This window comes from Duganella sp. sic0402, assembly GCF_019219065.1.
Taxonomy (GTDB): Bacteria; Pseudomonadota; Gammaproteobacteria; order Burkholderiales; family Burkholderiaceae_D; genus Rugamonas.
Genome location: NZ_JAHUWK010000003.1, coordinates 574,260 through 585,761 on the forward strand (window position 1 = coordinate 574,260; position 11,502 = coordinate 585,761).

Genomic DNA, 11,502 nt, shown 5'->3' on the forward strand with positions numbered 1-11,502 from the left:
CCTTGCTCAGAAGGCGCGCGCGAAGCTTACCACCATCTGGCGGCGCCAGTCCGCCTCGACATTGGCGCCCGTATAGGCATTGTTGCGCATGGCGCTGCGTGTGCGCGTCAGGTCGAGCGATACCTGCGCCTGCCAGCCATGCAGTCCGGTGGCCACGCCGATGCGCGCCTCGGCGCGGTTGCTCAGCGCCTGATCGCGCGAATACAGATAGCCGCCATGCCAGAACGCCTGCCAGCGCGGAGCCAGCACCCAGCCGCCGTTGAGTTCGCCATACAGCGTACGCTCGCCGAGCCCCAGATAGTCGGGCGAGTAATGCAGCCGGCCACTGAGCTTGGCGCCGGACAGGCCCACATACATCTCGTGAAAATTCCAGCTGGAGTTGCGCGGAAAGGCGTAGGCGCTGGCCCCGGCCTCCCAGGACAAGCCGGACGCCAGCCGCTGTGCATAGCCGGCATAGCCGGTCCACTGCAGGCTGCGATGCTGTTCCACCGCCAGTTGGCCATTCACCACCTGCCCGCCGGCGAACCAGCCATCGGCGCCGTCATAATTCAGCGCCAGCCGCGCCGCCGCCTGGTCGTCGCTCAGCGAGATGCCGCGATACAGATAATTGGATAGCAGACCGGCGCTGCCACTCAGCTGGGCCTGCGCCGCCGGCGCCAGCCAGCATAGCGACATGCTCAGGGCGAGTGTGCGTATCGGCTGCTGGAACTGGGTGTACACGCGCATGAGCACTTTCCTGAAATGCGGCTGATGGTGGCACACAGATCTATTCCCGTCAACGCCACGCTGGCCTCATTGACGACAATCCCGTCGCGCAGCCTGGCCGCCGGCAGCTGCGGCTTGAGTTGCTCCAGCAGGGCCAGCATGCCGGAAACGTGGGCGGCGGCGTATGAGGAGCCGGCCACCACGCCCCAGCGCCCGCCCGGCATGGTGGTGGGGATGTCGCGGCCCGGCGCCAGCAAGGCGTGGCTGGCGGCAGACGGCGTGGCGCCGTCCGAGGCCACTGCAAACACGCCGGGCGTATTGGCCGGAAAGCCGCCGTCCGCGCGGCCCGGATCGACCGCGCCGACCACGCGGATACCGCGCGCCAGCGCTACTTCCACCAGTTGCTGCAACAGGCGGTCCTGCGGGCCGGACAGACTGAGGTTGATGATTTGCGCGCCGTTCGCCAGTGCGAAATTCAGCGCCTTGGCGAGCGTAAAGCTGTTGCAGCGGGTGGCTGTGCCGGTTTGCCAGCAGGCCCGCAACGCCAGCAGCCGCGCTTCCGGTGCCACGCCTTCGATGCCGACGCCATTGCCGGCGCGCGCAGCGATCACGCCCGCGACGGCAGTGCCGTGCAGCTCCGGCACATACTTCTGGCGGTCGACGAAATTCTCTTCCAGCAGAACCTGTCCGGCCAGGTCGGGATGGCTGCTTTCCACGCCGCTGTCCACCACCGCCACCACGACCTTGCGGCCGGTGGCAATCTTGCGCACTTGATCCAGCTGCCATGCGCCGGCGGCGGGCTGCGCGCGGTAAAGCGGATCGGCGCCGGCTTGTGCAACAAAGTCCTGGATCAGCTGCGCCCACGCTACGCGCTTGTCGCGCGACAGGGCTTCCAGCAGCGGTGCGGCGGCCATCCCGGCCGGCAGGCGCATGCGGTAGCAATCGATGCTGAGTACCGGCATCGCCCAGTCTTCCACCAGCGTCAATTGGTAGTCGCGCGCCACCGCCGATGCCAGCCGCTGGCGCGCCGCGCGGCCGGCGTCATCGCGGTAGTCGGCGCTGCCGTAGCTATCGCTGCGGAAGTGTGGTGCAGGCAGGTGGAACATGACCAGCACTTCGGCGGTGTTGGCCGCAGTGCTGGCCGCGCTATTGGCCGGGCCGTCGCCGCCTTCGCCAACGCTGGCGCCCACGCCTGCAGCCTGCTGCTGCGTCTCCAGTCCGATCTGCGGCAGATCGGCCGCCGACTGCGCACTGGCGACGCCGGCCAACAAGCTCAGGCAAAGGCACAAGCACAAGCACAGAATGGTTTTCATGGCGCGCTTCCGGCCGTCAGCGATTCCGCCAGCTCGACTGCCGGATCGGCGCGCAGCGCCTCCAGGAGCTGGGCCTGGCGGCTGTGCTCCACTTCCAGCATATACGCGCCGGTGACCGTGGGGCCGCCAATGATCTGGGCGCCATGCGCCTGCAGGATGCGCTGCACCTCTTCCAGCCGCGCCGCCGGCTTGAACACCACGAGCAGATCCGGCGTCGCCGCCGCGCCGCGTCCCAGCGCTTGATAGGACGCAGGCTCATCGCGCGGCCACAGTAGCAACGACGCCAGCACAGTGATCGCCGCGCACTGCGCCCCCAGCGCCAAGCCACGCCACCCGATGCCACCTGGCGAAGTACCCAGCCAGGCGCGCAGGCGCTGGCCCAGCCCCGGCGCAGGCGAGAGAACTGCGGCGCCGACAGGTGCAGGCATTGCAGCGGTGGCTGGTGACGGTAGCGGTTCCAGTCGAGGCAACAGTCGCGCCAGTGCGCGCTCCGGGTCCAGCCCGGCAGGCGCCGGCCCTGCCGTTTCCAGCAGCTTGCGCTGCCACGCCAGGTCTTCGCGGCAGGCCGCGCAGTCGCGCAAATGCTGCTGCACGCGCCCGGCCTCTTCCTCGCCCAGTGCGCCGGACGCGTACCAGGGCAGCAGTTCCTGTAGCGCCAGATGTTCGGCGCCGCTCATCATGCGTGGGGTACTCATTGCATTTCTTCCATATGATCGGACAGCATGCCTTTCAGCTTCTGCCGCGCATGAAACATGCGCGTTTTCACCGTGTTCACCGGACACCCCATGGTGTCGGCAATTTCCTGATAGGCCATGCCATGGTAATAAGTCAGGCTGACAACCACCCGCTGCTCCACCGGCAGCGCATCCAGCGCCCGGCTGACGCCCTGACGCAACTGCTGCGCCGCCATCGCGTGTTCCGGTTGCGCAGCATCCTCGCCGGACTGCTCCTCCGGCGGCTCCTGTGGCGCATCGGCGCCGCGCAGCGCCTTCAGTCCCTGCCGGTAGGCGATGCCAAAAATCCAGGTGGACAGCTTGCAGCTGCCATCAAACGTATCCGCCTTCTGCCACACCACCAGCATAGTGTCGTTGATGATTTCCTCAATCAGCGGCACATCGCGGGTCATGCGGTCCAAAAAACGCGCCAGGCGGGAAAAATATGCGCGATACAAGGCCTGGAAGGCCAGCCGGTCGCCGCCAACGATACGCCGCAATAAGGCATTTTCATCCAGCTCGTCCGACACAACCGCCTCAATCCGCATGCAAATTCTCCTGTAATGCCGTGAATACCAGGCGCAGGAAAAAAGGTTCAATAAAAAAGCAAAAATAAATTCACTAGCAATTTTGAACCATTTTCAGGCCCGTGGGTATTGACCGTCACAACATTGACGGATTGTTCAGCCAGCGTGCTTGCCTCACCCTCATCCCTCTTCTGCGGTCCGGCCCTGCTACAGCCGGACCTGGCCACTGTGCTGCGCCTGGTGCTGCTGGCGCCGCTGCTTGAGGAATGGATTATGCGCGCCGGACTGCACGCGTGGCTGTTGCAACGCACCGCGCCCGCGCCCGCGTTGCTGGCCAGCGCGCTGGCGTTCAGCGCCCTGCACCTGGGCTCGGGCCTGACGGCAGCCGCGCTGGTGTTCGGACCTGGCCTGCTGTTTGGTGCGGTCTACCAGCGCTGGCAGGACTGGCGCAGGTGCGCGCTGCTGCACGCGCTATGCAACGCCGGCGCACTGACCGTCTGCGGATCTGTTGTTGCACCTTATTTTGCCCTTAGCTGATTGGAGAAGCGATGAAGAGAATTCGACCACCCCACACCGGCGTGCTATGCGCAGCCGGCGCGTGGGCCCTGCTGATGCTGGCGCCGTCCGCGCAGGCTGCCGACGCCCTGAACGGCAAAAGCCTGTACCAGAACGGCCCGGCATCCGGCGGCACCGCTTGCGCTTCCTGCCACGGCCCGTCGCCCGCCAATAATGTCAACGGCATCCTCGCCGCAGCGAACAATCCCGGCGTGATCAGCAGCGCCTTTGCCGCCAATCGCGGCGGCATGGGTTCGCTATACAACGGCAAATTTACGGCCGCCGAGCTGTCCGATCTGGCGGCCTACATCGGCAATCCGAACGTAACCGCCGCACCGGCAGCGTCGCTGGCGCCGGCCAGCCTCTCGTTCGCCGGCACTACCGTCGGCCAGGCTAGCGCCGCGCTCAGCACCACCCTCACCAATTCCGGCAACGCGGCGCTGGCCATCAGCGCCGTCAGCGTCGCTGGCGCCAACGCCGGCGATTTCAGCATCAGCGGCGGCAACTGCGGCGCCGGCGTCAGCGTAGCGGCCGGCGCCAGCTGCAACGTGCAGCTGGTGTTCCGCCCCAGCGCCGGCGGCGCGCGCAACGCGGCGCTGAACTTCAGCCACAATGCGACCGGCGGCGGCAGCAGCGTCGCACTGAGCGGCACCGGCAACGCGGCGCCTGCCGCAACCGTCGCGCTGTCCGCCAATGCGCTGAACTTCGGCGCGCTGCTGACCGGCAGCGCTTCGGCGGTGCAGACCATCACCGTCAGCAACGCCGGCCAGGCGGCACTCAACTTCAGCAGCATCAGCCTGTCCGGCGCCAATGCCGCCATCTTCCAGCTGGGCGGCAGCTGCGCCACGTCCACCGCTGTGGCGGCGGGCGGCAGCTGCACCGTCACGGTGGTGGCCACGCCAACCGTGGCCGGTGCGTTCACGGCCAGCCTGAACCTGGCGTCCAACGCCAGCAATGGCAATCTGGCGGTCGGCCTGTCCGGCAACGCCAGCGTGGCCGCACCGGCGCTGGCGGCCAACCCAAGCGCGCTGTCGTTCGGCACGCAGACGGTTGGCGCGGCTGCGGCCACGCAAAGCGTGACCGTGACGAATCGCGGCAATGTACCGGTCAACTTCAGCAGCATCGCTGTCAGCGGCGCGCCATCAGTCACGCTGGGTAGCGGCGGCTGCGCCGGCACGCTGGCGGTGGCGGCCAGCTGCGACCTGACGTTATCCTTCGCCCCGACGGCGGAAGGCGCGGTCAACGCCACCTTGCTGGTACGCTCGAATGCGCCTGACTTGTCGGTCAGCGTCACCGGCGCCGGCACCACTGCGGCCGTGGCGCGTCCTGTGCTGTCGGATACAGCACCGGTCCTTTTCACCGCCACCCAGGTTGGCCAGCAGGCGGCTGCGCACCGCACTACGCTCAGCAACAACGGCAGCGCGGCATTGAAGATCACCGCACTGGCGCTTGGTGGAAGCAACCCCGGCGACTTCGCGCTGGCGGGCAGCTGCGTGGTCGGCGCCACCGTCAGCCCTGGCGCCAGCTGCAGCATCGACGCCAGCTTCAAGCCCGGCGCGGCCGGTGCGCGCAGCGCCGATGTGGTGCTGATGACCGACGGCGGCGCGCAACTGACGCTCGTCCTGAACGGCAATGGCGTGGCCGTACCGGTCGTCACACCTGCATTGACCGTCAATCCGCAGGCATTTGATTTCGGCAGCGCCACCGTCGGCGACGCAGGTCCGGTCAAGCGTTTCACGCTGACCAATAGCGGCAGCGCGGCGCTGACCATCAACAGCGCCAGCTTCAGCGGTCCATTCACGGCGGCCAGCGACAGCAGCAGCTGCGCAGCCTTCCCGTTGACGCTGGCCGCAGGCGCATCGTGCGAACTGCCGGTACGCTTTACCCCGGCGTCCGCCGGCAATGCCAGCGGCAACGTCAGCCTGCAAGCAAGTGGCGCCAGCTGGAACATCGCGCTCAGCGGCCAGGGCGCGGCGGCAGCATCGGGCGGCGGCGTTTCGCACAACCGTGGCGGTGGCGGCTGCTCCGCTGCGCAGGACGGTGACGATCCGATGCTGGCGGTATTGCTGGTGCTGGCGACTGCCGTGCTGCTGTGGCGCCGCCGCAAAGCGCGCGCCGCCATCGTCGCGGGCACGCTGGCTGGCGTCACCGCCTGCGCAGTGTCGCTGGTGTCGCTGCCGGCACAGGCGGCCGAAACGGCGACCGGCAATCCGGCACCTGCGTTCAACCTGAACGGCCCGGATGGCGCGGTCAAACTGGAACAGTACCGTGGCAAGCTGGTGTACCTCGACTTCTGGGCCTCATGGTGCGGCCCGTGCCGCCAGTCCTTCCCGTGGATGAACGATATGCAGGCCCGCTACGGCAGCCAGGGCTTGCAGATCATCGGCGTCAATGTGGACGCCAAGACCGACGACGCCCGCAACTTCCTGGGCACTACGCCGGCGCGCTTCGTGATCGCCTTCGACGCCACTGGCGCAACACCGCGCGCCTACGGCGTCAAGGGCATGCCCAGCAGCGTGCTGATCGGCCCCGATGGCAAGGTCCTGTATGAACACAGCGGCTTCCGCGCCGCCGACCGCGATGTGCTGGAAAGCCGCATCAAGGCTGCGCTGGGAGCAGCCAAATGAGCGCCCGTATCAACGCTGTGCGCGCACTGCTACTGTGCGCGGCGGCAGCCGGCCTGTCCGGCTGCGCGCTGACGCCGGTGCAGCCATGGGAAAAAGGCGAACTGGCGCGGCCCGACATGCTGATCCAGGGCGACGGCCTCGCCACCCGCTTCAATGAACACATCTACGCCAGCAAGGAAGCCGCTTCGGGCGGCAGCGCGGTTGGCGGCGGCGGCTGCGGCTGTAACTGACAAGGAACTTCATGGACAAGCACAAACAAGCAGCCGTTGGACCGGCATTGCTGGCGGCGGCTATGCTGCTGCCCGGCGTAGCGCATGCCGAGACGGCGCCGGAACGTGGCGCCATCAGCTTCAAATACCTGGACTACCGCGAAGACCAGTCCGGTCTGGACCGCATCCGCGTGCATGCACCAGCCATCTCGGTGATGGCGCCGGTGGCGGGTGAATGGTCGATCTCCGCCAGCGCCACCTCCGACGCGGTATCCGGCGCCACGCCGCGCTATCACACGGCGGTATCCGGCGCATCGCGCATGAGCGACGACCGCAAGGCCGGCGATGTCAGCGTCACCCGCTATCTGCCGGGCGGTACCGTTAGCGTGGGGACGGCCTTCTCCACCGAGCATGACTACCGCTCGCGCGCGCTGTCCTTGCAGGCGACCATCGACAGCGCTGACAAGAACACCATCTGGGCGCTGGGCATTGGTGGATCGGATGACGCGATCAATCCGGTCAACCGCATCGTCACCAATGAGAGCCGCCAGACCGTCAACCTGCTGGCCGGCGTGACGCAGGTGTTCACGCCATTCGATATCGGCCAGCTGACCTACACCTACTCCACCGGCCATGGCTACTACTCCGACCCGTACAAGCTGGTCGACAACCGGCCGCGCACGCGCGAGCAGCACACCGTGCTGGCGCAGTGGAATCACCGTTTCGTCGCGCTGGACGCCACCAGCCGCCTGAGCTACCGCTACTACCGCGACACCTTCGGCATCAGCGCCCACACGCTGTCGGGCGAATGGGTGCAATCGCTGGCGGGCGGCTGGACCATCACGCCCGCGCTGCGGCTGTACACGCAGCGCGCAGCCGATTTCTACTTCGATCCGGTGTACGACGCCAATATCGGTGCGCCCTTCCCGCCCGGCTATGTGTTTGGCGGGGCGGCGTTCACCTCGGCCGACCAGCGGCTATCCGGCTTTGGTGCGGTCACCGCTGGCCTCAAGCTGGCCAAACAGATCGACCAGGACTGGAGCGTCGATGTGAAGCTGGAGCGCTACCAGCAGCGCGGCGCCTGGCGCGTGTTCGGCAGCGGCAGTCCCGGCCTGGCGCCGCTGCGCGCCACCAGCCTGCAAATCGGCTTTACGCGGCTGTGGTGAGCGATCTGCACACCGTCAGCTTCGCCGCCATGGGCAGCCGCTGCGAAATCATCCTGGCGGCGGCTGGCGCCAGGCAGGCGCATGCCATCGCCGCTCCTGCCATCGACGAGGTACAGCGCATCGAGCGCAAGTATTCGCGCTACCGCGACGACAGCATGCTAAGCCGGATCAACGCCGCCGCCGGCCGCCATGCGATCGCCTGCGACCGCGAGACGGCGTCGCTGCTGGCCTATGCCGACACGCTGTACACCACCAGCCAGGGCTGCTTCGATATCACCTCCGGCGTGCTGCGCAAGGCCTGGGACTTCCGTCACGGCCGCGTGCCGCAGCCGGGGGCACTGGAAGACCTGCTGCCGCTGGTCGGCTGGCGCAGTGTGAGCTACGACGACACCAGCGTATTCCTGCCGCTGCCCGGCATGGAGCTGGATTTCGGCGGCTTCGGCAAGGAGTATGCGGTAGACCGCGCGGCCGAGGTACTGGCCGGCCTGGATGTCAGGCACGGCTACGTCAACCTGGGCGGCGATATGCGCTTCCTCGGCCCGCGTCCGGATGGCGCGCCCTGGCAAATTGGCATCCAGGACCCGCGTGACATGGCGGCCACGGTGGCCGCCATTCCGGTCAGCCGTGGCGCACTGACCACCAGCGGCGATTACGAACGCTTTATTGAGATAGACGGCCAGCGCTACTGCCATGTGCTCGATCCGCACAGCGGCATGCCGGTGTCGTACTGGCGCTCGGTCAGCGTGGTGGCGCCGCTGGCGATCACCGCCGGCAGCTGCACCACCATCGCCATGCTGCTGGAACAGGATGGACTGGATTTCCTTGATCGCTGCGGCATGAGCTACCTCGCTGTCGATCACGCTGGACACATTTTTCGGAGAACAATATGAAGGCAATTTTCAACTGGCTGTGCGCGCTGCTGCTCGCCGCATCGCTGCCGCTGGCGCAGGCGGATGACTTCCTGCCGCCGGAACAAGCCTTCGTGCTGAAGGCGGAACTGCGCGACGCGCATACCGTCAAGCTGCACTGGAGCATTCCACCGGGCTACCACCTGTATCGCGAGCGTCTTTCGTTCACCGGCCCCGGCATCGGACAGCCGCAGCTGCCGGCCGGGCAGCGCAAGTTTGATGAGAACTTCGGCAAGGAGATGGAGACGTATTATTCGTCGCTCAGCCTGGATGTGCCGATCAGCGGCACCGGACCGTTCACGCTGACGGTTGGCTACCAAGGCTGTGCCGACGCTGGCCTGTGCTATCCGCCCGAGGTGCGCAGCTATAGCATCGATCCGGCTGCAGTGGGCTTGCTGACGGCACTGGCCGGCGGCGTAGAAGCGCCGCCAACCGCGAGCCAGCCGACGACTACGGCAACGCCGGAACACGCCGAGGATGACGCCTCGCTGGCCCAGCGCATGCTGCAAGGCGGCAGCGTGTGGCGCATTGGCGGCGCCTTCCTGGTGTTTGGCCTGCTGCTGTCGTTCACCCCATGCGTGCTGCCGATGGTGCCTATCCTGTCCTCGATCATCGTCGGCGAAGGGAACGTCACGCGCCGCCGTGGCTTGCTGCTGGCCGGTGCCTACAGCCTGGGCATGGCGATGGTCTACACCGCACTGGGTGTGGCGGCAGGGATCGCCGGCGAAGGACTGGCCGGCGCGCTGCAAAAACCGTGGGTGCTGCTGACCTTTGGCGCGCTGCTGTTTGCGCTGGCCTTGTCGATGTTCGATGTCTACCAGTTGCAGCTGCCAGGCGCGCTGCAAAGCCGGCTCAGCGAGTCCAGCGGCCGCCAGAGCGGCGGCAAGATTGCCGGCGTGTTCATCATGGGCGCATTGTCGGCGCTGATCGTCGGTCCTTGCGTGGCCGGGCCGCTGGCTGGCGCCCTGCTCTACATCAGCAAAACCGGCAACGCGGTCATAGGCGGCTGGGCGCTGTTCGCCATGGCGACCGGCATGAGCGTGCCGCTGCTGCTGACCGGCCTGTCCGCCGGCAGCCTGCTGCCGCGCGCCGGCGCCTGGATGAACCACGTCAAAACCGTGTTCGGCCTGCTGCTGATCGCAGTGGCGATCTGGATGATCGGCCCGGTGCTGCCGGTAACCGCCAGCATGGCGCTCTGGGGTGCGCTCGCCATCCTGTGCGCGGTATTCCTGCGTCCGGGCGCCGCAGTGCCGGCCGGCGCAGGCATCGGCGCTCACGCGGCCAGGGCGCTGGGCGTGGTGTTCCTGCTGGCCGGCCTGTTCCAGCTGATCGGCGCGGCCAGCAACGGCACCGACGTGCTGCAACCGCTGGCGCATCTGCGCGCCGGCAGTGGCGCCGGCACAGCGGACGCCGGCCACGCCGAGCCACGCTTCACCCGCATCCGCAGCGTCGCCGAACTGGAAAAGCTACTGGCCAACGCCAAGCAGCCGGTCATGCTGGACTTTTACGCCGACTGGTGCGTCGCCTGCAAGGAAATGGAGCGCATGACTTTCTCCGACAGCCGCGTCGCCTCCGCCATGCGCGGCATGCAGCTGATCCAGGTTGACGTGACCGCCAACAGCGCCGACGACCGCGCGCTGATGAAACGCTTCCAGCTGTTTGGCCCGCCCGGCATCATCCTGTTCAACGCCAGCGGCCAGGAAGTGCCAAAGGCCCGCGTGATCGGCTTCATGCCGCCCGATTCATTCCTGCGCCAATTGCAGCGCACCGCCAGCTAAGCGAGTCCACCCATGCCCCAACATTCCCGTTTGCTCATCCTCGGTTCCGGCCCGGCCGGCTACTCGGCCGCCGTCTACGCGGCGCGCGCCAATCTGCACCCCACGCTGATCACCGGCGCCGAACAAGGCGGCCAGCTGATGACCACCACCGACGTCGAGAACTGGCCAGCCGATCCACTCGGTGTGCAAGGCCCGGAGCTGATGCAGCGCTTCCGCAGCCACGCACTGCGCTTCGGCACCCGCATGGTGACCGATCATATTCACACCGCCCATCTGGACGAAAAACCGGTCCGCCTGGTCGGCGACGCAGGCCAGTACACCTGCGACGCGCTGATTATCGCCACCGGCGCGTCGGCGCAGTATTTGGGGCTGGCATCGGAACAGGCTTACCTGGGACGCGGCGTTTCGGCCTGCGCCACTTGCGACGGTTTTTTCTACCGTGGCCGCGAGGTAGCTGTGATCGGCGGCGGCAATACCGCCGTCGAGGAAGCGCTGTACTTGTCCGGCATCGCCTCGCACGTCACGCTGGTACACCGGCGCGACAAGTTCCGCGCCGAGCCTATCCTGATCGATCGCCTGATGGACAAGGTCAGACATGGCAACATCACGCTAAAACTGGACACCACGCTGCATCAAGTATGCGGCGACGACAGCGGCGTGACCGGCCTGAGGCTGCAACACCTCAGCGGCGAGCTGGAACAGCTGCCGGTGCACGGCGTGTTCATCGCCATCGGCCATCGGCCCAACACCGGCATCTTTGAGGGCCAACTAGCAATGCACAATGGCTATCTCAAGACCCGTAGCGGCAGCGCGGGCATGGCGACCCTGACCTCAGTCGCCGGCGTGTTTGCCGCTGGCGATGTGCAGGACCATGTGTATCGCCAGGCCATCACCAGCGCCGGCAGCGGTTGCATGGCGGCGCTGGACGCGCAGCGCTACCTGGAGCAGCAGGAAGGTTAAAACACAATTTATTTATAACTAAGCACGGAAAAATTCGTTCA

At 66.9% G+C, this 11,502-nt stretch carries 11 protein-coding genes; 7 read left to right on the forward strand and 4 right to left on the reverse strand.

Going from position 1 to position 11,502, the window contains the following annotated elements:
• Positions 1 to 6 precede the first annotated feature (6 nt).
• The 4 genes from KW842_RS11540 to KW842_RS11555 are packed head-to-tail and all read right to left on the reverse strand — an operon-like array spanning position 7 to position 3,279.
• Positions 7 to 726, reverse strand: a complete 720-nt coding sequence (locus KW842_RS11540) for a TorF family putative porin (RefSeq protein ID WP_218304216.1) — start codon at positions 724 to 726, stop codon at positions 7 to 9.
• On the reverse strand, positions 678 to 2,018 hold the full coding sequence (locus tag KW842_RS11545; RefSeq protein ID WP_218304217.1) for a S8 family serine peptidase: 1,341 nt from the start codon (positions 2,016 to 2,018) through the stop codon (positions 678 to 680). Before KW842_RS11545 ends, KW842_RS11540 begins: the two co-directional genes overlap by 49 nt.
• Positions 2,015 to 2,713 carry a zf-HC2 domain-containing protein gene (locus KW842_RS11550; RefSeq protein ID WP_218304218.1) on the reverse strand — a complete coding sequence of 233 codons (699 nt, stop codon included), beginning with the start codon at positions 2,711 to 2,713 and terminating at the stop codon, positions 2,015 to 2,017. The genes KW842_RS11545 and KW842_RS11550 overlap by 4 nt, the downstream gene beginning before the upstream one ends.
• Positions 2,710 to 3,279: an RNA polymerase sigma factor gene (locus tag KW842_RS11555; protein ID WP_218304219.1), complete on the reverse strand. Its 570-nt coding sequence runs from the start codon at positions 3,277 to 3,279 to the stop codon at positions 2,710 to 2,712. Before KW842_RS11555 ends, KW842_RS11550 begins: the two co-directional genes overlap by 4 nt.
• Before the next feature lie 144 nt (positions 3,280 to 3,423).
• Between KW842_RS11555 and mrtJ the strand changes: the two genes are divergently transcribed.
• From mrtJ to trxB, 7 genes are read left to right on the forward strand one after another with little or no spacing between them, the layout of a single operon-like run.
• Positions 3,424 to 3,795 carry a JDVT-CTERM system glutamic-type intramembrane protease gene (mrtJ, locus tag KW842_RS11560; RefSeq protein ID WP_218304220.1) on the forward strand — a complete coding sequence of 124 codons (372 nt, stop codon included), beginning with the start codon at positions 3,424 to 3,426 and terminating at the stop codon, positions 3,793 to 3,795.
• A gap of 11 nt (positions 3,796 to 3,806) precedes the next feature.
• The gene (locus KW842_RS11565) at positions 3,807 to 6,440 is read left to right on the forward strand and encodes a choice-of-anchor D domain-containing protein (RefSeq protein WP_307729820.1); all 2,634 of its coding nucleotides are present in this window, start codon (positions 3,807 to 3,809) and stop codon (positions 6,438 to 6,440) included.
• Positions 6,437 to 6,670: a DUF4266 domain-containing protein gene (locus KW842_RS11570; protein WP_218304221.1), complete on the forward strand. Its 234-nt coding sequence runs from the start codon at positions 6,437 to 6,439 to the stop codon at positions 6,668 to 6,670. The genes KW842_RS11565 and KW842_RS11570 overlap by 4 nt, the downstream gene beginning before the upstream one ends.
• 11 nt (positions 6,671 to 6,681) lie before the next feature.
• Complete coding sequence (locus KW842_RS11575) at positions 6,682 to 7,815, forward strand: DUF3570 domain-containing protein (RefSeq protein ID WP_218304222.1); 1,134 nt, start codon at positions 6,682 to 6,684, stop codon at positions 7,813 to 7,815.
• Complete coding sequence (locus KW842_RS11580; RefSeq protein WP_373925172.1) at positions 7,812 to 8,705, forward strand: FAD:protein FMN transferase; 894 nt, start codon at positions 7,812 to 7,814, stop codon at positions 8,703 to 8,705. The genes KW842_RS11575 and KW842_RS11580 overlap by 4 nt, the downstream gene beginning before the upstream one ends.
• Complete coding sequence (gene dsbD, locus KW842_RS11585) at positions 8,702 to 10,501, forward strand: protein-disulfide reductase DsbD (protein WP_218304224.1); 1,800 nt, start codon at positions 8,702 to 8,704, stop codon at positions 10,499 to 10,501. The genes KW842_RS11580 and dsbD overlap by 4 nt, the downstream gene beginning before the upstream one ends.
• A gap of 12 nt (positions 10,502 to 10,513) precedes the next feature.
• On the forward strand, positions 10,514 to 11,461 hold the full coding sequence (gene trxB / locus KW842_RS11590) for a thioredoxin-disulfide reductase (protein WP_218304225.1): 948 nt from the start codon (positions 10,514 to 10,516) through the stop codon (positions 11,459 to 11,461).
• The last annotated feature ends 41 nt before the right edge of the window (positions 11,462 to 11,502 follow it).